Source organism: Abyssogena phaseoliformis symbiont OG214 (assembly GCF_016592595.1).
Lineage (GTDB): Bacteria > Pseudomonadota > Gammaproteobacteria > PS1 > Pseudothioglobaceae > Ruthia.
In genome coordinates this window covers 1,033,081-1,058,194 of record NZ_AP012977.1, presented here as the reverse complement: position 1 = coordinate 1,058,194, position 25,114 = coordinate 1,033,081, and the positions used below count along the sequence as shown (strand labels likewise).

The 25,114-nt window shown below is 36.1% G+C and carries 36 protein-coding genes and 2 tRNA genes; 25 read left to right on the top strand and 13 right to left on the bottom strand.

The features are described 5' to 3' along the window. Positions 1–5: 5 nt before the first annotated feature. The 3 genes from CVPH_RS06705 to CVPH_RS06695 form a co-directional block, all read right to left on the bottom strand. Positions 6–1,133 (bottom strand): N-acetylmuramoyl-L-alanine amidase, encoded by a 1,128-nt coding sequence (locus CVPH_RS06705; protein ID WP_201340938.1) that lies wholly within the window; start codon positions 1,131–1,133, stop codon positions 6–8. A 65-nt stretch (positions 1,134–1,198) separates the two neighbouring features. Beyond that, the gene (gene tsaE, locus CVPH_RS06700) at positions 1,199–1,669 is read right to left on the bottom strand and encodes a tRNA (adenosine(37)-N6)-threonylcarbamoyltransferase complex ATPase subunit type 1 TsaE (protein ID WP_201340937.1); all 471 of its coding nucleotides are present in this window, start codon (positions 1,667–1,669) and stop codon (positions 1,199–1,201) included. Beyond that, positions 1,654–2,607 carry a calcium/sodium antiporter gene (locus CVPH_RS06695; protein WP_201340936.1) on the bottom strand — a complete coding sequence of 318 codons (954 nt, stop codon included), beginning with the start codon at positions 2,605–2,607 and terminating at the stop codon, positions 1,654–1,656. Before CVPH_RS06695 ends, tsaE begins: the two co-directional genes overlap by 16 nt. Before the next feature lie 59 nt (positions 2,608–2,666). Here CVPH_RS06695 and CVPH_RS06690 point away from each other — a divergent pair, with 59 nt between their 5' ends. From CVPH_RS06690 to CVPH_RS06680, 3 genes are read left to right on the top strand one after another with little or no spacing between them, the layout of a single operon-like run. After that, positions 2,667–3,260 carry a hypothetical protein gene (locus tag CVPH_RS06690; protein ID WP_201340935.1) on the top strand — a complete coding sequence of 198 codons (594 nt, stop codon included), beginning with the start codon at positions 2,667–2,669 and terminating at the stop codon, positions 3,258–3,260. 3 nt (positions 3,261–3,263) lie between these two features. Next, entirely contained in the window at positions 3,264–4,010 is a 747-nt protein-coding gene (locus tag CVPH_RS06685; protein ID WP_201340934.1) for a uroporphyrinogen-III synthase, read from the top strand. Between the two features lie 36 nt (positions 4,011–4,046). Beyond that, positions 4,047–4,490, top strand: a complete 444-nt coding sequence (locus CVPH_RS06680; protein WP_201340933.1) for a hypothetical protein — start codon at positions 4,047–4,049, stop codon at positions 4,488–4,490. Positions 4,491–4,518: 28 nt separating this feature from the next. Here the strand turns inward: CVPH_RS06680 and metF are convergent, their stop codons facing one another. Beyond that, the gene (gene metF / locus CVPH_RS06675) at positions 4,519–5,340 is read right to left on the bottom strand and encodes a methylenetetrahydrofolate reductase [NAD(P)H] (protein ID WP_201340932.1); all 822 of its coding nucleotides are present in this window, start codon (positions 5,338–5,340) and stop codon (positions 4,519–4,521) included. Between the two features lie 170 nt (positions 5,341–5,510). Here metF and infA point away from each other — a divergent pair, with 170 nt between their 5' ends. The 10 genes from infA to CVPH_RS06625 all read left to right on the top strand — a co-directional run bounded on the left by infA (position 5,511) and on the right by CVPH_RS06625 (position 11,837). Continuing rightward, a complete protein-coding gene (infA, locus tag CVPH_RS06670) occupies positions 5,511–5,729 on the top strand; it encodes a translation initiation factor IF-1 (protein WP_201340931.1) in 219 nt (72 codons plus the stop codon). 7 nt (positions 5,730–5,736) lie between these two features. Then, positions 5,737–5,821 (top strand) — tRNA-Leu (locus CVPH_RS06665). A gap of 24 nt (positions 5,822–5,845) precedes the next feature. Further along, on the top strand, positions 5,846–6,088 hold the full coding sequence (locus CVPH_RS06660; RefSeq protein WP_201340930.1) for an OadG family protein: 243 nt from the start codon (positions 5,846–5,848) through the stop codon (positions 6,086–6,088). A gap of 6 nt (positions 6,089–6,094) precedes the next feature. Next, on the top strand, positions 6,095–7,924 hold the full coding sequence (gene oadA, locus CVPH_RS06655; protein WP_201340929.1) for a sodium-extruding oxaloacetate decarboxylase subunit alpha: 1,830 nt from the start codon (positions 6,095–6,097) through the stop codon (positions 7,922–7,924). 15 nt (positions 7,925–7,939) lie between these two features. Further along, positions 7,940–9,070 (top strand): sodium ion-translocating decarboxylase subunit beta, encoded by a 1,131-nt coding sequence (locus CVPH_RS06650; RefSeq protein WP_201340928.1) that lies wholly within the window; start codon positions 7,940–7,942, stop codon positions 9,068–9,070. A 9-nt stretch (positions 9,071–9,079) separates the two neighbouring features. After that, complete coding sequence (gene panD, locus CVPH_RS06645; protein WP_201340927.1) at positions 9,080–9,451, top strand: aspartate 1-decarboxylase; 372 nt, start codon at positions 9,080–9,082, stop codon at positions 9,449–9,451. Between the two features lie 268 nt (positions 9,452–9,719). After that, positions 9,720–10,100 carry a hypothetical protein gene (locus CVPH_RS06640; RefSeq protein ID WP_201340926.1) on the top strand — a complete coding sequence of 127 codons (381 nt, stop codon included), beginning with the start codon at positions 9,720–9,722 and terminating at the stop codon, positions 10,098–10,100. Then, a complete protein-coding gene (locus CVPH_RS06635) occupies positions 10,072–11,115 on the top strand; it encodes an AMP-binding protein (RefSeq protein ID WP_201340925.1) in 1,044 nt (347 codons plus the stop codon). The genes CVPH_RS06640 and CVPH_RS06635 overlap by 29 nt, the downstream gene beginning before the upstream one ends. A 1-nt stretch (position 11,116) precedes the next feature. Further along, on the top strand, positions 11,117–11,464 hold the full coding sequence (locus CVPH_RS06630; protein WP_201340924.1) for a hypothetical protein: 348 nt from the start codon (positions 11,117–11,119) through the stop codon (positions 11,462–11,464). Then, entirely contained in the window at positions 11,415–11,837 is a 423-nt protein-coding gene (locus CVPH_RS06625; protein WP_201340923.1) for a hypothetical protein, read from the top strand. The genes CVPH_RS06630 and CVPH_RS06625 overlap by 50 nt, the downstream gene beginning before the upstream one ends. A 145-nt stretch (positions 11,838–11,982) precedes the next feature. Here CVPH_RS06625 and CVPH_RS06620 read toward each other — a convergent pair whose 3' ends face one another. From CVPH_RS06620 to CVPH_RS06610, 3 genes are read right to left on the bottom strand one after another with little or no spacing between them, the layout of a single operon-like run. After that, the gene (locus CVPH_RS06620) at positions 11,983–12,516 is read right to left on the bottom strand and encodes a hypothetical protein (protein ID WP_201340922.1); all 534 of its coding nucleotides are present in this window, start codon (positions 12,514–12,516) and stop codon (positions 11,983–11,985) included. A gap of 10 nt (positions 12,517–12,526) precedes the next feature. Further along, positions 12,527–13,207 (bottom strand): lipoprotein-releasing ABC transporter ATP-binding protein LolD, encoded by a 681-nt coding sequence (gene lolD, locus CVPH_RS06615; RefSeq protein WP_201340921.1) that lies wholly within the window; start codon positions 13,205–13,207, stop codon positions 12,527–12,529. Beyond that, complete coding sequence (locus CVPH_RS06610; protein ID WP_201340920.1) at positions 13,200–14,435, bottom strand: lipoprotein-releasing ABC transporter permease subunit; 1,236 nt, start codon at positions 14,433–14,435, stop codon at positions 13,200–13,202. Before CVPH_RS06610 ends, lolD begins: the two co-directional genes overlap by 8 nt. 84 nt (positions 14,436–14,519) lie before the next feature. On the opposite strand from CVPH_RS06610, the gene CVPH_RS06605 reads away from it, so the two are divergent. Genes CVPH_RS06605 through CVPH_RS06575 form a run of 7 tightly spaced genes read left to right on the top strand, consistent with a single transcriptional unit; the run spans position 14,520 to position 17,986 of the window. Continuing rightward, positions 14,520–14,681 (top strand): hypothetical protein, encoded by a 162-nt coding sequence (locus CVPH_RS06605; protein WP_201340919.1) that lies wholly within the window; start codon positions 14,520–14,522, stop codon positions 14,679–14,681. 11 nt (positions 14,682–14,692) lie between these two features. Next, the gene (locus CVPH_RS06600) at positions 14,693–14,914 is read left to right on the top strand and encodes a phosphate-starvation-inducible PsiE family protein (RefSeq protein ID WP_201340918.1); all 222 of its coding nucleotides are present in this window, start codon (positions 14,693–14,695) and stop codon (positions 14,912–14,914) included. A gap of 6 nt (positions 14,915–14,920) precedes the next feature. Further along, positions 14,921–15,868: a tetraacyldisaccharide 4'-kinase gene (gene lpxK / locus CVPH_RS06595; protein WP_201340917.1), complete on the top strand. Its 948-nt coding sequence runs from the start codon at positions 14,921–14,923 to the stop codon at positions 15,866–15,868. Beyond that, entirely contained in the window at positions 15,865–16,044 is a 180-nt protein-coding gene (locus CVPH_RS06590) for a Trm112 family protein (RefSeq protein ID WP_201340916.1), read from the top strand. The genes lpxK and CVPH_RS06590 overlap by 4 nt, the downstream gene beginning before the upstream one ends. Continuing rightward, positions 16,044–16,778, top strand: a complete 735-nt coding sequence (gene kdsB, locus CVPH_RS06585; protein WP_201340915.1) for a 3-deoxy-manno-octulosonate cytidylyltransferase — start codon at positions 16,044–16,046, stop codon at positions 16,776–16,778. Before CVPH_RS06590 ends, kdsB begins: the two co-directional genes overlap by 1 nt. 3 nt (positions 16,779–16,781) lie before the next feature. Next, on the top strand, positions 16,782–17,615 hold the full coding sequence (gene folD, locus CVPH_RS06580; RefSeq protein ID WP_201340914.1) for a bifunctional methylenetetrahydrofolate dehydrogenase/methenyltetrahydrofolate cyclohydrolase FolD: 834 nt from the start codon (positions 16,782–16,784) through the stop codon (positions 17,613–17,615). Continuing rightward, positions 17,612–17,986, top strand: a complete 375-nt coding sequence (locus tag CVPH_RS06575; protein WP_201340913.1) for a glutaredoxin domain-containing protein — start codon at positions 17,612–17,614, stop codon at positions 17,984–17,986. The genes folD and CVPH_RS06575 overlap by 4 nt, the downstream gene beginning before the upstream one ends. Positions 17,987–17,989: 3 nt before the next feature. On the opposite strand, the gene CVPH_RS06570 is transcribed toward CVPH_RS06575, so the two are convergent. Genes CVPH_RS06570 through CVPH_RS06555 form a run of 4 tightly spaced genes read right to left on the bottom strand, consistent with a single transcriptional unit; the run spans position 17,990 to position 21,420 of the window. Continuing rightward, positions 17,990–19,081: a 5-(carboxyamino)imidazole ribonucleotide synthase gene (locus tag CVPH_RS06570; protein ID WP_201340912.1), complete on the bottom strand. Its 1,092-nt coding sequence runs from the start codon at positions 19,079–19,081 to the stop codon at positions 17,990–17,992. Between the two features lie 3 nt (positions 19,082–19,084). Then, a complete protein-coding gene (purE, locus tag CVPH_RS06565) occupies positions 19,085–19,573 on the bottom strand; it encodes a 5-(carboxyamino)imidazole ribonucleotide mutase (protein WP_201340911.1) in 489 nt (162 codons plus the stop codon). Beyond that, positions 19,488–20,324, bottom strand: a complete 837-nt coding sequence (locus CVPH_RS06560) for an alpha/beta fold hydrolase (protein ID WP_225879667.1) — start codon at positions 20,322–20,324, stop codon at positions 19,488–19,490. Before CVPH_RS06560 ends, purE begins: the two co-directional genes overlap by 86 nt. Continuing rightward, positions 20,311–21,420 carry an aminotransferase class I/II-fold pyridoxal phosphate-dependent enzyme gene (locus CVPH_RS06555; protein ID WP_201340910.1) on the bottom strand — a complete coding sequence of 370 codons (1,110 nt, stop codon included), beginning with the start codon at positions 21,418–21,420 and terminating at the stop codon, positions 20,311–20,313. The genes CVPH_RS06560 and CVPH_RS06555 overlap by 14 nt, the downstream gene beginning before the upstream one ends. 74 nt (positions 21,421–21,494) lie before the next feature. On the opposite strand from CVPH_RS06555, the gene CVPH_RS06550 reads away from it, so the two are divergent. The 5 genes from CVPH_RS06550 (at position 21,495) to CVPH_RS06530 (ending at position 23,611) form a co-directional block, all read left to right on the top strand. Beyond that, entirely contained in the window at positions 21,495–21,815 is a 321-nt protein-coding gene (locus CVPH_RS06550; protein ID WP_201340909.1) for a DUF6172 family protein, read from the top strand. A gap of 328 nt (positions 21,816–22,143) precedes the next feature. Beyond that, positions 22,144–22,344, top strand: a complete 201-nt coding sequence (locus CVPH_RS06545; RefSeq protein ID WP_201340908.1) for a hypothetical protein — start codon at positions 22,144–22,146, stop codon at positions 22,342–22,344. Between the two features lie 34 nt (positions 22,345–22,378). Further along, positions 22,379–23,014: a beta-propeller domain-containing protein gene (locus CVPH_RS06540; RefSeq protein ID WP_201342443.1), complete on the top strand. Its 636-nt coding sequence runs from the start codon at positions 22,379–22,381 to the stop codon at positions 23,012–23,014. After that, complete coding sequence (locus CVPH_RS06535) at positions 23,015–23,392, top strand: hypothetical protein (protein ID WP_201340907.1); 378 nt, start codon at positions 23,015–23,017, stop codon at positions 23,390–23,392. 3 nt (positions 23,393–23,395) lie between these two features. After that, positions 23,396–23,611: a prolyl oligopeptidase family serine peptidase gene (locus CVPH_RS06530; protein WP_281064680.1), complete on the top strand. Its 216-nt coding sequence runs from the start codon at positions 23,396–23,398 to the stop codon at positions 23,609–23,611. Positions 23,612–24,182: 571 nt separating this feature from the next. On the opposite strand, the gene CVPH_RS06525 is transcribed toward CVPH_RS06530, so the two are convergent. Both CVPH_RS06525 and CVPH_RS06520 read right to left on the bottom strand, forming a co-directional pair. Then, on the bottom strand, positions 24,183–24,965 hold the full coding sequence (locus CVPH_RS06525) for a thiazole synthase (protein ID WP_281064679.1): 783 nt from the start codon (positions 24,963–24,965) through the stop codon (positions 24,183–24,185). A gap of 20 nt (positions 24,966–24,985) precedes the next feature. Then, positions 24,986–25,077 (bottom strand) — tRNA-Ser (locus tag CVPH_RS06520). Between the last annotated feature and the right edge of the window lie 37 nt (positions 25,078–25,114).

Sequence of the window (25,114 nt, the reverse complement as noted above, 5' to 3'; positions counted from 1 at the left end):
TTGGACTATTTGTAATAATCTAAAATTCCTTGATAAATTGCATTGGCAATCTTATTCTGTTCTTTTGAATTGTTAAGTCGTTTTTCCTCCTCAGGGCTAGAAATAAACGCAGTTTCAACTAGTATAGAAGGAATAGAAGGTGTTTTTAAGACAACAAAGTTTGCCTTTTGTGGTGTTTTTTTATGCAAATAACCAATTCTACCCATTCGTTTGAGAATTTTTGACCCTAGTTTTTGGCTTTGAATGTCTCGGTCTTTTCTAGAAAAATCCCATAAAATTTTATTCAAGTATTGATCTTCTTTAATTAACGCCTCCTTAATGCCAAATTGGTCAACTGTGTTTTGTGATTTTTCTAAATCTCTAGCAAATTTGGTTGAACCGCCACGTTCTGACAAGGTATAAACTGAAGCGCCTCTAGCGCCTGTACGTTTGACTGAATCAGCATGAATTGAAATAAATAACGAAGCATAATTGGCTTGGGCGATACGAATACGCTTAGTCAAACCGACATAGTAATCCCCTTGTCTAGTAAGGATGGCTTTCATGCCTCGGGTTCGATTGATTTTTTTTGCTAATTTTTTAGCAATTTTCAAGGTAATGTGTTTTTCTTTTGAGAGCTGATAACCCACCGCACCTGAGTCTTCGCCACCATGACCTGCGTCAATTAAAACGATTTTGGTTTTATTTTTAGCCTTATTTGGTTGTTTGATTGCCTGTTTATTGAGCTTTGCGCGTGATTTAATCGTTGCGGATTTTTTATCTGTTAAATCCACAACCAGGCGATGGTGTCGATAGCGATTATTTGGTTTTAGGGTATAACTTTTAACATGATAATTCTTAGTGGTTTTAAACGTAAATATCAATGTATTTTTATCACGCTTAATGCGTGTTTTTTTAATGCGTTGATCTTGATAAAAAAGCTTTTTGTAAGTTCGACTAAGTAGTTTTGCATTCTTAATTTTTAAAACAACTTGATTTTTTTGATCATTAATCGAGAACCTGACGTTTGGTTCAATGTCAATGACAATTCTAGTTCGCTCAGGCGATGTCCAAAAACGAAAGTCAAACAGCGTGGTTTTATTGTCTGCATAAACATTGCCTAATAATAAAGAGAATAAGACGAATAAATGCATCTTTCCAATAAACAAAGAAGGCTTTGTTTGTTTATTGAATTGAAAGAAGTTGTATTTGATATTTTTTATAAATTGATACATGTGAGTAGCTGACTTCCAATTTGTGTATGTGTGATAATTTCTAGTTCACGCTTATCAAAATCATCAGTAATTTTAATCACCATGTCTGCTGGCGAAATCATGCCTTTACCTAGGTCTGCCCACTCAATCAGTTGAATATGACCGGGTGCTAAATATTCGCGAATACCAATATATTCTAACTCTTGTGCATCGCTTAATCGATAACAGTCAAAGTGGTGGATATTGACCTTATCATTAACATAGCTTTCTACTAGAGAGTAGGTAGGGCTTTTAACTCGATCAAATCCATAAAATTGAATAAACCCTCTAGCTAATGTGGTTTTTCCAACGCCTAAATCACCCTCTAAATAAATAATAATAGAGTTATCAATCAACTGAGTACACTGAGCTAATTGATGCGCAAAATCATAAGTCTCAGACTCGCTGTGAAGGGTTAATTTCAAAATAATTGCCACATATAAAGACCAAATACCCCAATAAGCACAAACCCTTCAAAACGATTAATAATGTATTTTTTGTTAAATTTATAAGAGACAACAAACAGTAAAATAGTCAATAATAACATGACTGGGTAGTCTCTACTAATAACCTCTACTGGCACATCTGATGGGTGGATTAATCCTGGTATGGCCAATACGGCAATAGTGTTAAATAGATTAGAGCCAATTATATTACCTACCACCATTGCATGTTGCTTCTTCAGAACGCTTGCGATTGATACTGCCAATTCTGGTAGACTGGTACCTAGTGCTACTACGCTAAGCCCAATAATTAAATCTGAAACACCAAATACTTTGGCCACTTCCACACCACCCCAAACCACAAGTTTTGCACTAGAGACTAAAACCACCAAACCCACAATCAACATTACCCAAGTTTTTTTAACCTGAGCTTTGCTCACATTATGTTCAAGTTTGTCAAATTCATGATGCGTTTTATTTTTTGCTTGCTTAAAGGTATAAGCAAAAAATAAAATCAGTAAAGATAATAAAACCATGCCGTCTGTAAAATCAAGACGATAATCCCACAACAGTAGCCCTGCATAAAGTGTGGCAATCATTAAAAACAGCCATTCTTTTTTAAAAATATCCCCTTGCACTTCAATTGGAGCAATAATTGCACTAATGCCTAATACAAGCGCAATATTAAAAATATTAGAACCAATCGCATTACCAATACTAAGTCCTGTATTGCCCTCCATGGCAGCAAGTGCTGATACTAACATTTCAGGTACGCTGGTGCCAAATCCAAAGATAATTAATCCAATAATGAGTGGCGATACTTTAAAGATATTGGCAATTTTTGCCCCATTTTCAGTAAATTCATCCGCACTCCAAATTAAAAGTACAAAACCTGATAATAAGGCAATAATTGGTAGTAGAATATCCGGCATAATTAATAAAGAGATCTTTGTATAAAACTTTCACTTATTATAAAGACATATAAAACCAAATGAACAAAACAGAATTTTTAATTGGCCGCAGTGGCTTAGATTTACTTGACGATTTTTACCCTGATGATTTGCCTAATGAATGGCGTTTTGATTATTACTCAACCTTATTCAAAGCCTTGGCTTTAAAAATTGACACTGAAGAAGATCTTGAGCAAATATTTACAGAATTAGAAGACTCTGATGAGGTGTTTGAATTGGTTATATCTATTGATCAGACTCAATTATTAGATGCAACTCAACTTGCATCAAAACTTAAACCAATCCACCAATATCAATCTCAATTTATCTTATTTTGTGAACTTGATGAGCAGCTAAATGCTGAAATAATGGCGGTATTAAATGGCTATCAATTGTGCTTCCAATCTGACAAAAAATTTAAATTTGATTTAAATACTAAGTTAATAGCAAACAAGCATTTGTATTTTAATCAATTGCCCATTCTTTACACTTCTAATGTTTGGGATGAAAAGCAAATTCGGGATTTTTTACAAGACATATCGCTTATTAACACAAAAACTGTACTTATTTGCAAGCATGCAGAAAGTGAAACGTTGAATAAAATACGAATTATTGCCGAAATACTAGGATTTTAGTTGGTGAATGTATTACTAACTAGACCACTTTTACAAGTAAAAGAACTACAATCTATGGTGCTTAAAAGTGGCAATAAGCCACTTTTGTTTCCAACGTTAAGGCTTAATCCTATTGATGCCAAGGCAGAAAAAAGTCATTATGATGTGGTTATTTTTATTAGTGCCAATGCTGTTGAACACGGCTTAAAAATTCTTAAAATAATGAGTTATCATCAGATTTTTGCAGTGGGTAGTGCTACCGCCAGAAAACTAAGCGAGAATGACACAAAGATTGACGACTTTCCTAGAGAAAACACTTCCAGTGAAGCGCTTTTAGCGCTTGATAGTGTGAAGTACTTGCATCATAAAACGATTTTAATTTTTAGAGGTAGAGGCGGTAGAGAAACCTTAAAGCAAGGCCTAATTAAGCAAGATAATCAAGTTGAATACGTTGAAGTGTATGAGCGTGTGAGTCATGATATTAACGCTCTACATCGTCAATCACTTGATGAACTGTTATCAAGCAATGAAGGTATTATTAGCATTACCAGCATAGACAGCATGAAATCACTAGTAGAAATATCCAGCCAAATTCTTGATATTAGTAAGCTTAAAAAATATTTATTAGTGGTTTTAAGTGACAGAATAAAAACTTATGTTAATTCAATCGGGTTTGATAAAGTATTGGTCACGCCGAATACTAATGATAATGGTATTATTTCAGTTTTAACAAATCTTAATACACTTGACAAACCAGTAAAACCTAGTTAATTTATCAGCTATCTTTGATGGCTTTTGGAGGATGATGTGATTAAATTAAGCGTTTCACAAGCAGCACGTAAACTTGGGGTGAGTCGCACTCAAATTCAAGCACAAATCAATTCGGGCAAGCTGCAAACCCATGAGGGCTACGTAACAACGGATAGCATTAGACTGGCTTATCCTAAAATAAGTTTACATTCAGAGCAAGATAAACACATACAAAAAATGCAACAAATCAAAGCTAATGCCATGTTTAAAGCTGGTGCGGCTGATACTGTTAAACAAGAAAATGAGCAAAAATTAATCAGCATCATCACCTCGCTTAAATCCAAGCTTTATAAAGAAGAGTTACGGAATGAGTATTATGAAATGGTGTTTGAAGAATTGGGCAATCGTTTAAATGTGCTTGAGCAGTGTTGCCATGCTCAAGACAAAGAGCCTTTACATAAACTTCAGTATTGGATTAAAAACCAATCTAATCTAAATTAGATTGGGCAAAATGCTGGCGTTGTGTAGGCTATATTATGTTTTTTGCTAGTTTAAGAGAAGGCTCTGTACGATTCATTGAATAAAAATGAAAACTACTCACACCTTGGCTTTTGAGTGTTTGGCATAAGTTGGAGACAACATCAAAGCCAAAATTACCAAGTGATTCTAGGTCATTTTCATAAAGTTTGAGCCGCTCTAAAATCCATTTTGGAATTTGCGCGCCACACATTTTAGAAAAGTTAAGTAGTTGAGTGTAGTTGGTAATTGACATAATACCCGGTGTGATTGGGATATCTACACCCAGTTTTTGCACATCATCTCTAAACCTAAAATAGGCATCAGCATTATAGAAGTATTGTGTAATTGCGCCATTAGCGCCTGCTTTAATCTTGTTAACAAAGTGTGCTAAATCACTTGTAATATTCTTGGCTTGCGGGTGCATTTCAGGATAGGCTGCCACCTGAATATGGAAGTAGTCATTATATTCAGATCGGATAAATTCAACCAATTCATTGGCATAATGAAAATCGCCAATATCACATACACCTGAAGGAATATCACCTCTTAGCGCAATAATACGATTGATATTTGCAGATTTGTATTTATCTAATAATTCAATAATGTTGGACTTTTCTGAGCCAATACAAGATAGATGTGGCGCAGCTGGAATGTTGTCGTTTTTTTGAATATCTAACACCGCCTCTAAGGTTGCATCTTGTGTTGTACCACCTGCGCCAAAAGTGGTTGAAAAATATTCAGGCGATATCATACTTAAACTTTGCCTAACTCGGGTTAGTTTTTCTTTGCCTTGATTTGTTCTAGGTGGAAAAAACTCAAAACTGATTTTCATTAATGCAATACATCTATAATAAAAGTGCCCTTATTATAACTGATTCAGTTAAGATTGACGCGTTTCCAATTTCTATAGAAGCTAGATTTTGGATTTATGATTTTTTAACTATCCTCTAACAATCGGGTAAAATAGGCGAATTTATTTAGATTGGAAATTTATAGCGATTTATGTCAAAAAGCGATTACATTGAGTTAGAAGGCGTTGTTAAAGAAAAATTACCGAATACGACTTTTACGGTTGAATTAGAAAATAGTCATCGTATTTTGGCACATATTTCTGGCAAAATGCGCAAGCACTATATTCGCATTCTTCCAGGTGATAAAGTAACCGTTGAGATGACGCCTTATGATTTAACCAAAGGAAGGATTACTTTTAGACACAAATAAAAATATTGCCGATGTGGTGGAATTGGTAGACGCGCCGGATTCAAAATCCGGTTCCTTCGGGAGTGACGGTTCGATTCCGTCCATCGGTACCAAATTAATATAAAAAAAATCATAATATGGAACAAACAGATTTTATAGCTCAAGCACTTAATTTAACCTTGTTTGGTATGGGGTTCGTATTCTTGTTTTTAACTTTGTTGGTTGGCGTTACTAAATTAATGTCTATGATGATTCAAAAATTTCAAAGTAAAGTTCATGATCAGCAAGATTTTAATAACAATTCTGAACTTAAAGACGAGATGGATGAGGAGACTAAATTTGTCATTGAACAAGCAATCAAAATGCATAGGGGAGCATAAGGGACCATGCTAAATTTTTTTAAAAAACTAACTAAAAAACCTGATAGTGCACAAGGTAAAAAGGTAGAAATTACCGAGCTTGTTTTTAGAGATGCACATCAATCCTTATTTGCAACACGCATGCGTATTGACGATATGTTGCCGATTGCCGACAAATTAGATAAAATTGGCTATTGGTCAATGGAATCATGGGGTGGGGCGACTTTTGATTCGTGTATTCGTTATTTAGGGGAAGATCCTTGGGATAGAATCCGAGAGATTAAAAAAGTAATGCCTAATACGCCTCAGCAAATGTTACTTAGGGGTCAAAATTTATTAGGCTATCGCCACTATAGTGATGACGTGGTGCGTAAATTTGTAGACCAAAGTGTTGAAAATGGCGTAAGTGTATTTCGGATTTTTGATGCGATGAATGATATCCGAAATCTGAAAACGGCAACAGACCAAACTGTTAAATTAGGCATGCATGCTCAAGGCACTATTTCTTATACAGTCAGTCCAGTGCACAATACTCAAACTTGGCTAGACATGGCTAGAGAAATTGAAGACATGGGCGCACATTCTCTTTGTATTAAAGATATGGCGGGTTTATTGCAACCGTATGTGGCTTATGATTTGGTTAAAGCATTAAAGGCAGTTGTTGATATTCCTATTCAATTACACGCTCATGCGACAACTGGATTGTCTACTGCTACCATTGTTAAAGCTGTTGAAGCTGGCATTGATCGTGTTGATACTGCCATTGGTTCTATGAGTATGACTTATGGCCATAGTGCGACCAATTCTGTGGTTTCTATTTTAGAAAATAGCCCAAGAAAAACAGGGCTAGATTTGAAAAAATTAGAAGAAATTGATGCTTACTTTAGGCCAGTGCGTTGTAAATATGTACAGTTTGAAGGCTCACTTAGAGGGGTAGATTCAAGAATTTTATTATCCCAAGTGCCAGGCGGTATGCTAACCAATATGGAAAGCCAACTACGTGAACAAGGCGCACTTGATAAGATGGATGAAGTATTGGCTGAAATTCCACGTGTGCGTAAGGATTTGGGCTATATCCCATTGGTAACTCCCACTTCTCAAATTGTAGGTACACAATCTGTACTTAATGTACTCACTGGGGAGCGCTATAAGACGATTACTAAAGAATCTGCTGGTGTGCTCAAAGGTGAATATGGTGCAACACCCGCACCTGTTGACCAAGCCTTGCAAGTTAAAGTTTTGGATGGTGGTGAGCCGATTACTTGCAGACCTGCTGATAACATTGCACCAGAGATGCATATTCTTGAGCAAGAGTTTGATAAAATCATTGCTGAGAAAGGAATTTCTTTGTCTAAAGACAAGGTTGATGATTTATTAACTTACGCATTATTCCCGCAAGTGGGTATCTTGTTTTTACAAAATAGAGACAATCCTGATTTCTTTGAGCCAGTGCCACAAGCAGGCGATAATTGCCAAAAGCCTGACAAAGAAGAAGGGACTTATACCATTTCATTTAAAGGTAATTCCTATACTGTTGACGTTTCAGCAGGGGGTAATATTACCTCAATGAAGGCCTCTTCTTATCAAGAAAAAGCATCAACGCCAGCAGAAAAAGAAATACTTAGCACAGCACCAACAACAGAAGCCGAGACCATTGATGCGCCATTATCGGGGACTATTTGGAAAGTAATGGTTGAGGTGAATCAAAAAATTAATCAAGGCGATGTTTTGGTTATTCTTGAAGCTATGAAAATGGAAACTGAAATTAAGGCCGCTAGAAGTGGTGTTGTGACTAACATCGAGATTAAGGAAGGCGATACAGTTGATGTAGGTCAAACCTTATTAACACTCGCATAATTTGTAAATCTTAACATGGAACAATTAAACACACTTTGGATTAACACAGGCCTTTATCAGATGTCTTGGGGGCAAGGCTTAATGCTATTAGTTGGGATGCTACTTCTATATTTAGCAATTATTAAAAATTTTGAGCCATTGTTATTACTACCCATTGGTTTTGGTGCAATTTTGGCCAATATTCCAGGTGCAGGCATTGCTGAAAGCAGCGGTATTTTGCACGTATTCTATGTAGTAGGTATTGAGTCTGGTGCATTTCCATTGATTATTTTCATGGGTGTAGGCGCCTTGACTGACTTTGGCCCGTTATTAGCTAACCCTAAGACATTATTACTCGGTGCAGCAGCGCAATTTGGTATTTTTGCGACTTTATTAGGCGCTATCGGCTTAACAGCGCTAGGGGTTTTTGATTTTAGTCTGACTGATGCTGCTGCTATTGGTATTATTGGTGGTGCTGATGGGCCAACCAGTATTTATGTTGCTTCAAAACTTGCGCCTGATTTGTTAGGTGCAATTGCAGTTGCCTCTTATTCTTATATGGCGTTAGTGCCACTTATTCAACCGCCAATTATGCGCGCTCTAACGACTGAAAAAGAACGTCAAATTGAAATGGTGCAATTACGCAAAGTGTCGAAAGCCGAAAAGATTATTTTTCCCATCATGTTGTTAATGTTAGTGGCTTTATTATTACCTGATGCAGCACCACTGCTGGGTATGTTTGCCTTTGGTAATTTAATGAAAGAGTCTGGCGTGGTTGACCGTTTGAGCGATACAACGCAAAATTCTTTGATTAATATTGTGACTATTTTCTTAGGCTTGGCAGTGGGTTCAAAACTAATGGCGGATAAATTCTTACAATTAGACACCTTGGGTATTTTGCTTTTAGGCATGGTAGCTTTTGCTATTGGTACGGCTTGTGGGTTATTAATGGCAAAATTTATGAATGTATTTAGTAAAAATAAAATCAACCCTTTGATTGGTTCTGCTGGTGTTTCTGCAGTACCTATGGCGGCCCGTGTTTCTAATAAAGTGGGTTTAGAGGCTAATCCACATAACTTTTTATTAATGCATGCAATGGGTCCTAATGTTGCTGGTGTGATTGGTTCGGCAATTGCAGCAGGTATCATGATTCAGTTTTTAGGCTAGTTCATTTTCATGCAAAGAACTTTTTTGAGTGCTAAATTGCACAGGGTAACAACAACCGCGGTTGAGTTGGATTATGAGGGCTCTTGTGAGATTGATGGTGTGCTATTAGATGCGGCAGATATTGGCGCATTTGAACAAATTCAAATTTACAATATTAACAATGGTAATCGCTTTACAACTTACACGATTCGTGGCAAAGACAATTCTGGCGTTATTTCGGTTAATGGCGCTGCTGCCCATAAAGTGAATGTGGGTGATGTGTTAATTATTGCTGCGTATGGCATGTACACCGAAAAAGAACTTGAGAGTTATGCGCCTAGGCTGTGTTATGTTAATGATCAAAACGTTTTAACTAAGATAAGTGCCAATATAAGCTTATGAAAGAGGTTATTCCAAACATCATCTAAGGATTAGTTCTTAAAAAACTAGATGGGGATGATGCGCTGATTTTGTCAGGCCTGATTGATTCTATTATTATTGTTGAGTTAATACTTGAAATAGAGCAAAAAATTAGGCTTATTGGTTGCTTTGGATGAAGTAACTGAACAAAATTTCGACAGTATTAACAGATTACACCAATATTTATCACACAAATCACAACCATAATTTAAATGTTTTTTTTGTTTCGACAAGCGATCTTTTTTATCACTTGAAAAGTGACGGTAATAAGTTGGCTATTGCTGGGTCAGATATAGATGTTAGCTGGTCTGTATTAAAGAAAAAAGTTGATTGTCAAGTTGACAAATTACACCAAGAAACTAATGGGCTGACTGCGCCAATTATCTTATATGGGCATAAAGAGGTTGATTTTATAGCACTAATACTTGCCTGTTTAATACTTAAAATCCCTTTTGTTCCTATTGATATTAGCTATCCTAAAAAGCGTATTGATAAAGTAAAACAACAATTAGGAAAAGGCTTGTTGGTTAATGTGGCATCTGGTTCAATAACACTATTTGGCAAGGGTGAATGTACTAAGCCAAAAAAACCAAGACGACCCTTTGACCTATATTATTTTCACTTCTGGTAGTGCGGGTGAACCAAAAGGCGTGCAAATTAGTGCTTTAAATTTAAACAATTTTATTGCGTGGTCACAGTTGAGTTTTTCCTTGTCTGCCAATCAAGTGTTTATGAATCAAGCGTTGTTGAGTTTTGATTTATCTATATTTGAACTGGTTAATGCACTAAGTTTGAGCGCTAGTTTGGTTTTAATGGATAACAAAACCATGTTATTTCAAACTATATTTTTAGCATATCGCTGTAATGTCTGGGTTTCAACACCTTCTTTTGCCTTTGCGTTTGGTTTTGATAAAGCGTTTAATAGTGAAAATTTTCCTTGTTTAATTTTGATGATTTTGTGTGGTGGAGTGTTACCGACTAAATTAGCTGGCTTATTACTTTCCCATTTTACTAATCTGCAATTATTTAATACTTATGGACCAACAGAGGTAACTGTTATGGTGAGTAGTATTCAAATTAATCAAAAAATATTAAATACTTACAATCAATTCCCTATTGGCAATATCAACACCACTTGCCATATTGACACTCAAAATAGTGGTATTTTTGAGAAAAATGTCACAGGTGAATTATTGATTAGTGGACAGAGTGTTTCTATTGGGTATTTGAACGCTAATAATGATAGCTTTACCACTAATAAAGAAGGATGTGCGTTGCTATGCTACTGGAGACATGGTTTATCAAAAAGACAACAAATTGTTTTTTTCTGGACCCCCGTTCAAGACGATATGATTAAATATAATGGACATCGTATTGATTTAGGTGAAATAAACCATGTTATTGGGCAATTAACCGATATTTTTAATGTAAGAACTTTACCATCAGAATACAATAGACGTATCATTCGTCTAGTTGCTTTTATACAAACAAGTGATTGCAATGTGGATGTGGTTAATGCTTATCTTGAGCCTAGATTGCCTAAATATATGATTCCTAATGAGTATGTTTTTCATGCTGATTTTCTGCTGACACGTAATTTAAAAGTAGACAATCAATTGCTATTAAAGCAATATATGGATTTTTAAAATGGTGCAACGAATTTTATTGGCATTTTTATGGTGGCTACTAAATGCGCCTAGTTTTATCCACTTAACATTTATTAAGCTTTTTGTTTGGCTCTCATTACGTGCTAAATTAGTGCGTATTTGCGAAGATATGAAAATTATTTTCCATGATTTTTCAGAACAAAAAATCAACACTTTGGTGCGCCTCTCTATTGCTAATGTTGTTGCTAATATGATTAATATCCTTGATATTAAAAAACACAGTTATAGAATCAACTCCCCAATTCCCGTGGGGCAATTGACCGATAGTGGCGCTGTATTTGCATCAATACATATGGGTAAGACTGGATGGTACGGCTTATGCACTTAAACAGAGCGGTGTTAAGGTTTGTACGATGATAGGTGCAGGAAATCAAGCACCAAGCTTGCATCAACTCGGGTTGAGAACTCTGCAATATCTGGACATTCCTTATGTTAAAAAGTCTAAAAATACTTTTTTTCAATTGGCGCACGTACTTAATCAAGGACAAAGCGTTTTTATTCATAGTGATTTAAAGAACGAAGGGTTAGAAGTATCATTTTTAGGCTTTCAGACCACCATTCCTAAAACTGCCGCCTCTTTGTCTATATTAGCTAAAAAACCCTTGTATTTTATTTATTTATTACCAGTTAAAAATAACAATGAATACGTGGTTAATATTGAATTAGTGAATGGTTTGTTTGAATCAGAGTCCAACAAGTAGCCAAAAAAATAGAGCAACTAGCACAGGCATTAATGCTCAAAATGGAAAAAACTATTTTACAAAATCCAGCGCAGTGGTTTTCGAGTTTACAATCATTTTAAAAATTGTCAGAGAAAATAAAACTTTTGCGTAAAGCCTTGGCTTATTAATGCAATACTGATTTGGTTTTATTTTCAATAAAAGCAGTATTTGTCGCACCTTCCAATACAAGTCCCCAATTTGTGCTAGGCAATACTTTAGCAATGAGCTCATATAAATTGTGCACCAATTCTTGATTGAGGTTAAGGTTAATATTTTTACCATCAGCACTTGAAAAGACAAACAAAGTCATATTGCTATCATTTGTGTTAATGCTTATTTTTGTTGTTAGCATGGGTGTTTGCCCAACTGGAGACTCTTTTCCCTTATTAAAAGGCGTGATGTAATCACTTTTTTCAATAATTTGTTGGTGTTGTATTTCTTGTTTGATTTTTTTAACTTCTGGTATTTCTGACGTTTTTTGCATGTCGTTGAGCATTGGCTCAGATTGTTTCATTGCTGGAACAAGAATTGTCCAAAAATCATTAACCAGCCGACGAGTGAGAAATAAGCAAATTTCCTCATCTGTGGTGCTACCAACACGCAAAATAATACGATCTTCTTCGGGCGAATAACTCATTTGTAATTGGTGTATTTGCATGGTTTTATGTCTAGATTAGAGGGATTAATACACCATGATTTAAGACAAGCGCTTTATCCATTTTTGCAGCGATTTTTTCATCATGAGTAACAACAATTAGCGCACAGTTTTGGGCGCGATTAAGTGTTAGCATTAGATTGAGCACTTCATAAGCATTTTCAACATCCAAATTTCCAGTGGGCTCATCTGCTAAAATACAACTAGGGTTTGTAATTACAGCTCTGGCGATAGCAACGCGTTGGCGCTCGCCACCAGAAAGCTCACTTGGTAAGTGGTTAAGGCGGTGTTCAAGCCCAATTTTTGAGAGTATTTTTTTGGCATTGGTTTGGGCAGATTGTTGATTTTTCCCTTGTATTCGCTCAGGCATTGCAACGTTATCAAGTGCGCTAAAATCATTTAATAGATGGTGAAATTGATATACAAAGCCTAAGTATTTACCACGCAATAATGTGGTGTCGTTTTCATTTAATAAGTCTAGATTGTTGCCATTGATGAGCACTTCACCTTGAGTGGGTTTGTCGATACCACCTAGTAGATTAAGTAAAGTAGATTTGCCACAGCCTGATTGTCCTAAGATCGCAATTGATTCACCTTGCTTAACGTTTAAGTTGAGGTTGTTAAGTATCGGTGTTTTTTGCTTGCCATCAAGGTAGCTGTAACTAAGATTATTACACTCAATAATTTTATTCATGATTTAATGCCTTGGCAATATCAACTTTTCCTGCGCGTTTGGCTGGGTAAATAGAGGCGATTGTGACTAAAATAAAACTGCCCAAGGCAACTTTTGCGATATCTGTCATATGTATTTCAGAAGGAAATCGAGTAATATAAAACACATCTTTTGGAAAGAACTGAAAGTCTAAAAGGGACTCAATGCCACTAACAACCATTTCAATATTAAGCGAGAGCAAGATACCTAAAATGCTACCAATGGTAATACCAACCAGACCAATTGTCAGCCCTTGGTAAAAAAATATTTTTACAATACGATTGGGCGTCATGCCAAGGGTTCTTAAAATAGCAATGTCGGCTTTTTTATCAGTCACCACCATAACCATCATAGAAACAATATTAAAAGCAGCCACTACAATAATGAGTAATAATATTATACCAATCATCTGCTTTTCAAGGTTAAGTGCTTTAATAAAGTTGGCTTTTTGCTCAGTCCAATCAACGCCATAATATTGATTGCTTTGTAAGCTAGCAACAACCTCACGAGTGATTTTCTTAGCATTAAACAAATCATCAACCTTGAGTCGAATGCCAGAGACTTGGCCTTTCATAGAGTACAACTTTTGAGCTTGCTCTAAGTTAATAAATGCTAAATTATTGTCATACTCGCCAATACCGGCATCAAAAATACCACTAATGGTAAAGCGTTTAAATCTGGGTTGAATGCCTATAATATTAGAAGATAATTTGGGTGTCAGTAATGTAATTTTATCATTAATAATCACACCTAATTGTGCTGCCAGCCCCGCACCAATTAAAATGTCTGATTTAAGTAAGTTGACACTACCAGACTTAATTTTATCTAACAAAATAGAAGTTTTTTTCTCCAAATCAGGTTTAATACCGCGCACACTAATGCCTTGGGCGCCATTTTTTGTACTGAGTAAAGCATATTTTTCAATATAGGGTGAAGTGCTAATAATGTTAGGATGTTGGTTGATTTTGGTTTGTAAATCTTGCCAATTATCAACCAGACCATTATATTGAGTAATATATGAATGAGAAATAGCATTTAACACCCTGTCTCTAAGCTCTTTGTGAAATCCATTCATAACAGATAGCACCGTAATCAAGGTAACGACAGATAAAATCAAACCCATCATAGAAACCCCAGAAATAAAGGAAACAAAGCCTTTTTTCCGACTAGAGCGTAAATATTGATTAGAAATTGTAAATTCGATACTCATTAGGGTGATATTTTGTCATAATTAGCACTTTATAAATGGCTAAATAAAGGGGATATATGGCTAATTCAACAATGAAAGATAAAATTGATCAAACTGGGTGATATTCTTATTGAAACATTCCATGTTGTAGGGTTATTTGTGGTGGGTGCAACAATTGTTTGGTCAGCTGCTCATGAGTATTTGATTATTATGCAGCATGAGTCGGGCTTTGCATCACTTAAAGATATTTTACTTTTATTTATTTAGAGTTAGGCGCGATGACGGGTATTTATTTTAAAACCCATAAAATGCCAGTGATTTTTTTGATATTTATTGCCATTATGGCTATTACTCGTTTCTTAGTCATTGATATGAAATCTTTGATGGCGAATGATAAGTTTAATTTACTCATTATGGTTGTCTCGATTTTGATATTATCTACTGCTGCAGGAGTATTGAAATTCACCGAGAAAAAATATCAAACTCAAAATGAGTATTAGACCATAATGAATTTAAACACCCGAGGTATTATTAATTATTTGCTGTTGCCAATCTCAGGTGTTTTTTATTTGGTATCAGTGCTTAGAAAATGGCTTTATCGAGTTAATTTTTTTCAGGTTCAAAAATTTAAATATCCTGTGATTGTGGTGGGTAATATTACAGTGGGCGGTACAGGGAAAACGCCAATCGTGATTGCATTGGCGCAGTATTTTAAACTACAAGGTAGGCAAGTAGGTATAGTATCGCGTGGTTATGGTGGTGTGCATCATCAGGGCAGTTTATTAGTGAATAAGGACACCAACGCCCATTTATCGGGCGACGAGCCGTTACTGATTGCCTTGCAAACAGATTTGCCAGTGATGGTCAATAAGAACAGAGCGAAGGCGGTTAAGGATTTAATCAATCAATGTCAGGTTGATTTAATCATCAGTGATGATGGTTTGCAGCATTACAAAATGGATAGAGATGTAGAAATTGCTGTAGTTGACGGCACTCGGTGTTTTGGCAATGGGTTTTTCCTACCATCAGGCCCTTTAAGAGAATCAACTGCCAGACTTAAAAGTGTTGATTTTGTGATAAATAATGCCGGCTTATGTGTAGGTGAATTTAGCACTGAACTAGCATTAAAAATGTTTGTTAATGTTAAAACAGGTGAGGAAAAACCACTGGATTATTTTAAAGGTAAATACTGTCATGGTGTTGCTGGCATTGGCTATCCTCAACGTTTTTTTGATGTATTAATCGGATTGGGTATTAATTTAGAGCCCCATATATTTGCTGACCATCATGCTTATCAACAAAATGATTTAGCGTTTGAAGACAATCATCCAATTCTTATGACTGCTAAGGATTGTGTAAAATGTAGACAATTCGTAAACAATCAAATGTGGTACTTGCAAGTTGAGGTTGATTTGAGCGATGATTTTTTAAAAAAACTAGACGCTAAATTATGATTGACGACGCCTTATTAAAATTATTAGTATGCCCTAAAAGCAAGGCCCCACTTAAGCAAGTAGGCAATGAGCTTATTTGTGAAGTGAGTGACTTAGCCTATCCAATTGAAGACGGCATTCCAATTTTGCTAGTTGAAGAGGCGCGTCAATTAGAGCAAGGCTTTGATAAAAAGTAATGGATTTTTCTGTTATTATCCCTGCTAGGTATGCATCAAGCAGATTGCCAGCCAAACTACTTAAAGATATTCATGGCAAGCCTTTGATTCAATTAACTTATGAAAATGTAATCAATAGTGGTGCAAATCGTGTCATTATTGCAACTGATGATAAGCGCATTGAGGCAGTTGCTAATGATTTTGGAGCTTTAACTTGCATGACTGACGAATATCATACTTCTGGCACTTCAAGAATTGCACAAGTGTTGGAGGTATTAGACATTGATGATGATGAAATTATCGTTAATGTGCAGGGTGATGAGCCAATGCTAAACCCAAGTGTGATCGACCAAGTGGCTAATAACTTAGAAACCAGTCCTATGCAAATGGCAACTTTGTGTGAGCAAATTACTAATAAGGCGCAATATTTTGACCCTAATTGCGTTAAAGTGGTTTTTGATAAAGTTGGCAAGGCTTTGTATTTTTCACGCGCCGCCATTCCTTTTTTTAGAGAAGCAAAGGATTTTGATTTAAAATTGTGTTTTAAACACGTTGGTATATACGCTTATCGAGCAAGATTTATCAAACAATACTTAACCATGGACAGTTCTTCATATGAGCAAGTTGAAAAATTGGAACAATTAATCGTGCTTAACGAAGGGTTTGATATTCATGTGGCGTTGGTTTGCGCTAGCATTGGACATAGTGTTGATACGCAACGTGATTTAGATAAAGTAAGAAAAGAGTTGAGCTGAACTATGAACATTATTGATGGCAAACAAATTGCACAGAATTTACGAGCAAGCATTAAATTAAAAGTTGACACGCTTGATAGAAAACCAGGACTGGCAGTTATTTTAGTTGGCAACGACCCTGCCTCAGCAGTTTATATTCGCAATAAAAACAACGCCTGTAAAGAGGTGGGTTTTTATTCAGAAAAAATTAACAAGCCTGCCAATACCACTCAAGTAGAATTATTATCTGAAATTGAGCGTTTGAACAATAGTGATAAAATTGATGGCATTTTGGTGCAATTACCACTACCTAAACATTTAGATACTAATCTAGTGATTGAAGCCATCTCACCTAAAAAGGATGTAGACGGTTTTCACAGTGAAAATATTGGCAAACTGATGCAAAATAAGCCTTTTTTACGTCCATGTACGCCTAAGGGTGTGATGACAATGCTTGAGACTACTAGGGTGGATTTAGTGGGTAAAAATTGCGTGGTAGTAGGTGCATCTAATATTGTTGGTCGTCCGATGGCGTGCGAGTTGTTAAATGCTCAAGCAACAGTTACCATTTGCAATAGCAAAACCAAAAATATTTCTAGTAAGTTAAAGCAAGCAGATATTGTTGTTGTTGCAGTTGGCATTGCTAAGATGATTCAAGGTGACTGGATTAAACCAGGCGCCATTGTGATTGACGTAGGTATTAATCGATTGGATAATGGTCACTTAGTTGGCGATGTTGATTTTGAGTTTGTTAAGCGAGTTGCCGGTTGGATTACACCAGTACCAGGCGGTGTCGGGCCAATGACCATTGCTACCTTATTAGAGAATACATTAACCGCATATGAGGCAAAAATATGAAATTTTTATTAAAAGGATTGAGAAACGGCTTAGGCGCTATTATTGCTTTTATTAGTTGGCTAATTCCAGTTAGCAAGATTAAGCGTACTAGTGAACAGCAGCAAAAAGTGGATAAGAAAACTACCAGTATTGAGTTGTATCAGTTTTTTGGTTGTCCATTTTGCATCAAAACCCGTCGAGCGATTAGACGATTAAACCTAAACATTGTTACGCGTAATGCACAAACCATTGGTAGTGAGTTTCGAGATGAAATGCAACAAGAAACAGGTAAAGTTCAAGTGCCTTGCTTAAAGATTACTAATGGTAATGAAATTCAGTGGATGTTTGAATCTGATGAGATTAGTGCCTACTTAAATAAGCATTTTGGCTAATACTTATTGAGGTAAAAAGTCTTTTAATTTTGCAATGCTCTCATCTAACTCAACTTGAGAATTGGCAATAATATTAATATGACCGAGTTTTCGGTTTTTGCGTTCAGATTTGTTGTATAAATGCAGGTGTGCATTTGGCATTTTAAGCACAGTATCAATATCGCCAAGTTCACCAATGATATTAATCATTGCACAAAATGGATGTCTTGGCATGGTGTTGCCAAGTGGCATACCAGTGATGGCACGGATGTGATTTTCAAATTGTGAGGTATTAGCCCCTTCAATACTCCAATGTCCAGAATTGTGTACCCTTGGTGCCATTTCATTAACCACCAAGCCAGTTTCAGTTTCAAACAGTTCAATAGTAAGCACACCAACGTAATTCATCCCATCAAGCAAAGTTTGCATGTAATGTTGCGCTGTTTCTTGAACCTGTTTATTAATATTTTGAGCAGGTGCAATGGTTAGCCTTAAAATACCCTGATGATGTGTGTTTTCAACCAGTGGGTAGTATTTATGGCTATTATCAATACCACGAACAGCAATTAAAGACAGCTCACGTTTGAAATTTATAAACCCTTCCAAAATTGATTCAACACCCTTCATGCTTTTCCAAGCGTCATTAATTTGGCCTTGATGATGTATTAAAAATTGACCTTTGCCATCATAGCCTTCCATGGAAGTTTTTAAAATAGCGGGTAGACCAATTGTGTCAATTGCTGTTTTTAAATCTTTAAGAGTGTTTATTATTTGGTAGGGTGCACAAGGAATGTTTAATTGGTTAAATAAGACTTTTTCCCGACCACGGTGCTGTGTAATAAATAAGGATTTTTCATTAGGATAAACAGGTATTTTTTTGTTAATGTTTTTAACAATTTCAACCTTAGTGTTCTCACTTTCAAAAGTAATAACATCAGCAAAATTCACTAAAGAGTCAATATTATTAGTGCTGTCTTGCTGCGCGAACATATGCCCTAGTAAAGAGGACGGCTCATCATGTGTATTACCAGAAAAACCAAACTGATGATTTAGCGGATAGCCAGAAATAGCCAGCATTCTACCCAACTGACCTGCACCTAATATGCCAACTTTCATCCGTTAATCCCGTGGGTTGGGATTGTCTAAAACATCCTGAGTTTGTTCGGCTCTAAAAGCAGCCACTGCATCTCTGATGGTTTGGTTTTCATTACCAATAATTTGCGCCGCTAAAATACCTGCATTTTTAGCACCCGCTTCACCAATAGCTAATGTACCAACAGGAATACCGCCAGGCATTTGAGCAATGGACAGCAAAGAGTCTTGACCACTAAGTGCATGTGATTGAACAGGCACGCCTAACACTGGCACAATGGTTTTGGCTGCGACCATACCTGGCAAATGTGCAGCACCGCCAGCACCTGCAATAATGACTTTAAGCCCGCGCTCAAGCGCACTGGATGCATACTCAAACATTAAATCAGGAGTGCGATGTGCAGAAACCACCTTAACCTCATGTGGTACGTCAAGTTCTTTGAGAATATCCACTGCATTTTTCATGGTTGGCCAATCTGATTTTGACCCCATAATAACACCCACTAGTGCACTCATCAGTTTCTCCGAAGTTAAGTATTGCTCGGATTATACTTAACTTTAAGCATTGGGGCAGGGCAAAATCTTGATGTAAAAAAGGCAAATGTCCAGCATCTAACACATAAGTTTTGATGTTGTTTTGATGATACCAATGGCTGATTTTAACGGGCACTAAGGTGTCATATTTACCCAGTATTACTTCTATTGGTATGGCTAGTTTTTTAAATTGATTATTTAAATCTGTATTGAGTAAGATTTCCAAGCCCTGATTAAGTGCTTGTGTTGTTGCTGGGTATTGTTCAATGGCTTTATTCAGCGCTTTAAGCTTTGACTTGTCTTTAGTTTGTAGGCTAATAAAGCGTTTTAAACCTTTAGATAAATTCAATTGTAAAGCACTTGAAAATTGCTCAAAATTATCCGCATCTATACCAAATTCCCAGCTGCTTGTTTGGATAAAACTAGGTGTTGACGCAATAAGAATAAGCCTTGATATGGTTATTTTACTGGCAATTTTAATCGCAAGCAATCCACCCAATGACCAGCCCAATAAAATAGGATTTTTTGGTAAAATTTTGATAATTTCATCACACCATTCATCAAGTCCGCCATCAACATTAGCACTCCTGCCATGTCCAGGTAAATCAATTTTTGTAATACGGTATTGATTTTTGTAATCATCAATCAAAGCGTTAAACAACTCTGAATTAAACCCCCAGCCATGAAGTACCACCAAGTCAACCCCAATACCTTGTGTGTTATTGTATAGCATGTTTAAGTTGGGTGAGCAGTTGTTTAATTTGGCTTTGTGTATGGTTGGCACTTAGTGTTATTCTTAAACGCGCTGTGTCTTTTGGTACAGTCGGTGGGCGAATGGCACTGACATAAAAGCCTGCACTTAGTAATTCTTTTGAAAGGTGAATTGCCTTTTCGCTACTACCCACAATAAATGTCTGAATGGCACTATTAGAATTTGTCATGGGTAGATTTAACGTTTTAAAAAGGTTCTGAAAATAACGAATATTGGCTAATAATTTAGCGTTTTGCTCACCCTCTTTAATCAGTTCTAAGCTTTTTAGCGTGGCAACACACAAAGCGGGTGCAATTGCTGTGGTATAAATATAAGGGCGTGATTTTTGGATTAAAAAATCAATCAAATCCTCGCCACTAGTTACAAATGCTCCCATCGTGCCTGCAGCCTTGCCTAGTGTTGCCATGTAAATCGAATTTTTTGGAATGGTTGGCTTGAACACACCAAATCCATGTGCATCATCCTGCATTAAAAGCGCACTAGATTTTTTCACAATTCTTTCAAGGCCTTTAATATCAGCCCGATCACCATCCATACTAAAGACGTTATCAGTCGCAATTAATCCACATCCAGTTTGTTTGCCTATTTTTTTCTTCAATGATTCAACATCATTATGCAAATAGCGCTGAAGTGGCAAGCCAATTAAATGATTAGCATCAATGAGTGAGGCATGGTTAAGCTTGTCTTGCAAGACCCAATCAAGCTCATCTTTAAGTGCAGAAAATACCCCAATATTTGCCATATAGCCTGTTGAAAACAATAGGGCTTTTTTCTGCCCCGTATAATCAGCTAATGCCTCTTCTAGCGCCTGATGTGCCGATGTATGCCCGCTAATCAAGTGTGATGCGCCAGCACCAACGCCAAATTTATCAACCCCTTGTTTGAACGCCTCTTTAACTTGTGGATGGCTGGCAAGCGATAGATAATCATTTGAACAAAAATTCATTAACGATTTTCCATTAATAATCATCTGAGTATTTTGTGTATTTTCAGATATTTTTCTTGAGCGATAAAGATGGCTTTGCTTAAGATTTGATAATTTTTGTGAAAAATCCATGAATCTATTTTATAGTTTGTAAGACAACTTGATAATACAATATAATCAACCTCTTGCTATTATCTAGACACGTCATGAAAAAAACATTCAGCTTTTCACACCCTAAAAAACAAAGACCCAGAGTGGTTGAAGCCATTAAATACGAGCTTAAAAAATATATTAAGCGTGAGCGTAATAAAAAACGACCTGAAGAGGTAGATTTTTGGGATTTTGATTGCCGCTATGGTGCTGATGAGACCTCTTGTAGCGTGATTCATGTTTCTGAAATTAACAAAGTAATTTCAGAGGCTGATGTAGAGGGTTTGAATTCTTTTTTCTTAGAAGTTCTGTCCAAGCCTGGTGTACGAACTAAAAAACTTGAAGAGGAAAAAGAGGAAGAAAACTTTCTAGATTAAGTTCTGAATTTATCAGACATCAAATTAAATACAGTTGTTAAAACAACAAGAGTTACATTTTTATTATTAACTCCAGTTTGCACATGCAACATGTAAAAAAGCTAGTGCCAATTAAACAAAAAGCTTTGGGTTATGGATTGTCTCAGTTAAGATCAAGAATATCTATGATTGGTTTTAAAAATGATAACTATTTCATAAAACAAAATGGTTATAAGTACCTCCTAGAAGTGTATTGTACTCAAGGAGATTATTAAGTAGCAATCGTGGCAACACGGTAGATTAATTTATTATCAAGTATCTAAAAAATACATCAAATAAGGAGCGGGGAATGAAATATTATTTCAGTAAAACAATGTCAATTTTTATTGCAATATCTATTGTCATATTTTATGGCCAGAGTCTACAGGCTAATGAAAAATACGATATTTGGGCATATGACAAGGTAGACATAATTACCATGTTGTTTAGTCAAGACGGAAAATTAGTTTTTTTAGCAAAAAAGCTTTTGATGGTAAGCGAAGCGTTGTGAGAATTAACCTTACAACAAAAAAGAAGCAAAACTCATAGATATCGAAGGTAAATTTTCAGAGTTAGATGTAAGTCCTAATGGGAGGTATATTGCTTACAACGTTGATAATGTTGGCAACGAGCTCAATAAATTACATATTTTCGATACAAAAACTCAAAAAGAGCAGGTTGTAACTCCTGAAGGGTATTTTGATGACGGTATTGTCTTTTCTCAAGATGAAAAGTCGATATATAGTTCAAGAAGCTTGGTTATTTGGGGTCCAGCAAGTATTTTTATCACAGATTTAAAAACAGGAAAATCAAAAGCATTCTTTAGAACAACAGACAAAGACATTATTACAACTCATGGTAAGAGTCAAAACAAAAAATGGATGGATATTGTAAAAATTGTTAGTAATGATGAACAATATTTAGGAATGCTTAATCTAGAAACAAGAAAATTTAAGTGGCTACTCAAAGAAAAAGATGTAATTGTAGACAGTGCCATTTGGCTTGGAAATACTTTGTATTTTATATCAAATTACAAAAGTGATATTTTTCAAGTCTGGAAAACAACGCCACATGGTAAATTAGAACATGTCGGGCTTGGCATAACAAAAAATATATCAGAATTATCTCTCACTTCAGATGGATTGATGTCGATACTATATAGAGAAGATTTAGGACCCTAAATGGCATTATATCAATTGTCTAAAAATGGATGGAGTAATATAAAAATTAAGTCTAAAAAACCCATAACTCACATTGTTTTATCAGAGCGAACAGATAAGGCGATTTTGGTTGCAAGAGAAGATGGCAAGCCAGCCGAGTGGAGTCTATATAAAAATAGAAAAATGAATATATTTTATAATACAGATAAAACAGGATTGCCAGATGGTGCATTCGCAAGATACAGCTCTTTTTTTGTAACAAGTTTTGATGGTACAAAAATACCAACCCATATTTTAAGACCAAAAAATGCCACAAAGGAACATCCACTTCTCATGCTTGTTTGGGCGCATGTTGGCCCACAAGATCATGATGATGCAAGATATTCTGGATTAAAATAACAAATTACCAATCAAGGTTTTGTGGTGGTTACTCCGAATACTCGCGGCTCTAGTGGTTTTGGTAAAAAATTTATGGATAATGGAGACTGGGGTGGTGCCCATATCAAAGATATTTTAGCTGTTGCTGATTACACAGCCATATTGGATTTTATACAAAAAAGACCCAAGCTATTACTTGGCGGGTCATTCAGAGGCTTTTCCGTTCTATTCACTGTGTGAAGCAATATCCAGAAGAATTTGATGCTGTAATTGATATATTTGGCTCTACAGAAAGGAGAGATTTTATAAACAGCATGCCCCATAGCAAAAAATTATTTCATAACAGAGCTTGGCTTTGACCCAGAAAAGAGCATAGGAAAAAACAAGAAAGTATCACCTTTGTATCATGTTGATAAAATTTCCATACCCATTCAAGCTCATCAGGGAGTACATGACCCAAGAGTACATGTAGAACAATCAAGAAAATTAGTCTAAAAATTAGAAAAGAATGGTGTTTGATATAGAATATTATGAATATGACGAAGGTCATGGTTTTGCAAAGAAGGCCAATGACTTGTTATTTAGAAAGAGATTATTTAGTTTTATAAAAAAACATTCATCCAATCGGATAAGGGAGCGTTACCCTTATATTTTATAAATTCATTTAAAAGTAATAACTTATAGTTATAAAAAACCTTCTATTTTGACCGTATTTTTTCAAAAATAAAATGACACAAGTATTAAATTTTTTTAATTAAGATATTTTATTTTCGTTGGCTTGTATGTTGTTTTCTCTCAGTTATTAAGCAACTTAAATTAAATTTTCTATGGGGGATGAGGCTGAGGCGTAAGCCTTTTTCATCATCCTGCCTGCAAGGAAAGATTCACGCCCTGCAATGATGGCGTGTTTCATAGCACTTGCCATTAGAATTGGGTTGGCGGCATTGGCAATGGCTGAGTTCATGAGTACACCATCGCAACCTAGTTCCATGGCCTTGGCGGCATCTGAGGCGCAACCAATGCCTGCATCAACCAGTACGGGTATGTTGGCGTGTTCTTTGATGAGTTTAATGTTTGCTGGGTTGGCAATGCCTTGGCCTGAGCCGATGAGTGAGGCAAGCGGCATGATGGCGCAACAGCCGATGCGTTCTAATTCTTTGGCAATGATTGGGTCATCACTGGTATAAACCATGACATCAAAACCATCATTAACCAAGGTTTGTGCAGCAGATAGGGTTTCAACAATATTAGGATAGAGTGTTTTTTCATCGCCTAATACTTCTAATTTAACCAAATTATGTCCGCCCAAAAGTTCACGTGCTAATTGGCATGTGCGTACGGCATCTTTGGCGCTATAGCAACCTGCAGTGTTGGGTAAAATGGTGTATTTATCTGGTGAGATAACATCTAATAAATTTGGCTCGTTCTTATCCTGTCCGATGTTGGTTCGACGAATGGCAATGGTAATAATATCAGCTTCAGCAGCTTCAGTTGCTAGTTTTGTTTGTGTTAAATCTTTGTATTTTCCTGAGCCAACCAGCAAGCGAGAGTGGTAAGTTTTTCCTGCAATTACCAGTGGTGTGTCAGTCATCATCATAAGGATTTTTTAAGTAATGGCGGAGAGTGAGGGATTTGAACCCTCGATAGGGAATAAACCCTATACACCCTTAGCAGGGGCGCGCCTTCAGCCACTCGGCCAACTCTCCGTGAAAAAATATTATACGCTAAGTTGTTAAAATTTAA

What these genes read in the sequence shown, in the direction of transcription:
- CVPH_RS06705 (WP_201340938.1), bottom strand. Translation starts at nt 1,133, where the DNA reads ATGCATTTATTCGTCTTATTCTCTTTATTATTAGGCAATGTTTATGCA.
- CVPH_RS06695 (WP_201340936.1), bottom strand. Translation starts at nt 2,607, where the DNA reads ATGCCGGATATTCTACTACCAATTATTGCCTTATTATCAGGTTTTGTA.
- CVPH_RS06690 (WP_201340935.1), top strand. Translation starts at nt 2,667, where the DNA reads ATGAACAAAACAGAATTTTTAATTGGCCGCAGTGGCTTAGATTTACTT.
- metF (WP_201340932.1), bottom strand. Translation starts at nt 5,340, where the DNA reads ATGAAAATCAGTTTTGAGTTTTTTCCACCTAGAACAAATCAAGGCAAA.
- infA (WP_201340931.1), top strand. Translation starts at nt 5,511, where the DNA reads ATGTCAAAAAGCGATTACATTGAGTTAGAAGGCGTTGTTAAAGAAAAA.
- CVPH_RS06660 (WP_201340930.1), top strand. Translation starts at nt 5,846, where the DNA reads ATGGAACAAACAGATTTTATAGCTCAAGCACTTAATTTAACCTTGTTT.
- oadA (WP_201340929.1), top strand. Translation starts at nt 6,095, where the DNA reads ATGCTAAATTTTTTTAAAAAACTAACTAAAAAACCTGATAGTGCACAA.
- CVPH_RS06650 (WP_201340928.1), top strand. Translation starts at nt 7,940, where the DNA reads ATGGAACAATTAAACACACTTTGGATTAACACAGGCCTTTATCAGATG.
- panD (WP_201340927.1), top strand. Translation starts at nt 9,080, where the DNA reads ATGCAAAGAACTTTTTTGAGTGCTAAATTGCACAGGGTAACAACAACC.
- CVPH_RS06630 (WP_201340924.1), top strand. Translation starts at nt 11,117, where the DNA reads ATGGTGCAACGAATTTTATTGGCATTTTTATGGTGGCTACTAAATGCG.
- CVPH_RS06620 (WP_201340922.1), bottom strand. Translation starts at nt 12,516, where the DNA reads ATGCAAATACACCAATTACAAATGAGTTATTCGCCCGAAGAAGATCGT.
- lolD (WP_201340921.1), bottom strand. Translation starts at nt 13,207, where the DNA reads ATGAATAAAATTATTGAGTGTAATAATCTTAGTTACAGCTACCTTGAT.
- CVPH_RS06610 (WP_201340920.1), bottom strand. Translation starts at nt 14,435, where the DNA reads ATGAGTATCGAATTTACAATTTCTAATCAATATTTACGCTCTAGTCGG.
- CVPH_RS06600 (WP_201340918.1), top strand. Translation starts at nt 14,693, where the DNA reads ATGACGGGTATTTATTTTAAAACCCATAAAATGCCAGTGATTTTTTTG.
- lpxK (WP_201340917.1), top strand. Translation starts at nt 14,921, where the DNA reads ATGAATTTAAACACCCGAGGTATTATTAATTATTTGCTGTTGCCAATC.
- CVPH_RS06590 (WP_201340916.1), top strand. Translation starts at nt 15,865, where the DNA reads ATGATTGACGACGCCTTATTAAAATTATTAGTATGCCCTAAAAGCAAG.
- kdsB (WP_201340915.1), top strand. Translation starts at nt 16,044, where the DNA reads ATGGATTTTTCTGTTATTATCCCTGCTAGGTATGCATCAAGCAGATTG.
- folD (WP_201340914.1), top strand. Translation starts at nt 16,782, where the DNA reads ATGAACATTATTGATGGCAAACAAATTGCACAGAATTTACGAGCAAGC.
- CVPH_RS06575 (WP_201340913.1), top strand. Translation starts at nt 17,612, where the DNA reads ATGAAATTTTTATTAAAAGGATTGAGAAACGGCTTAGGCGCTATTATT.
- CVPH_RS06570 (WP_201340912.1), bottom strand. Translation starts at nt 19,081, where the DNA reads ATGAAAGTTGGCATATTAGGTGCAGGTCAGTTGGGTAGAATGCTGGCT.
- purE (WP_201340911.1), bottom strand. Translation starts at nt 19,573, where the DNA reads ATGAGTGCACTAGTGGGTGTTATTATGGGGTCAAAATCAGATTGGCCA.
- CVPH_RS06560 (WP_225879667.1), bottom strand. Translation starts at nt 20,324, where the DNA reads ATGCTATACAATAACACACAAGGTATTGGGGTTGACTTGGTGGTACTT.
- CVPH_RS06555 (WP_201340910.1), bottom strand. Translation starts at nt 21,420, where the DNA reads ATGGATTTTTCACAAAAATTATCAAATCTTAAGCAAAGCCATCTTTAT.
- CVPH_RS06550 (WP_201340909.1), top strand. Translation starts at nt 21,495, where the DNA reads ATGAAAAAAACATTCAGCTTTTCACACCCTAAAAAACAAAGACCCAGA.
- CVPH_RS06545 (WP_201340908.1), top strand. Translation starts at nt 22,144, where the DNA reads ATGAAATATTATTTCAGTAAAACAATGTCAATTTTTATTGCAATATCT.
- CVPH_RS06535 (WP_201340907.1), top strand. Translation starts at nt 23,015, where the DNA reads ATGGCATTATATCAATTGTCTAAAAATGGATGGAGTAATATAAAAATT.
- CVPH_RS06525 (WP_281064679.1), bottom strand. Translation starts at nt 24,965, where the DNA reads ATGATGACTGACACACCACTGGTAATTGCAGGAAAAACTTACCACTCT.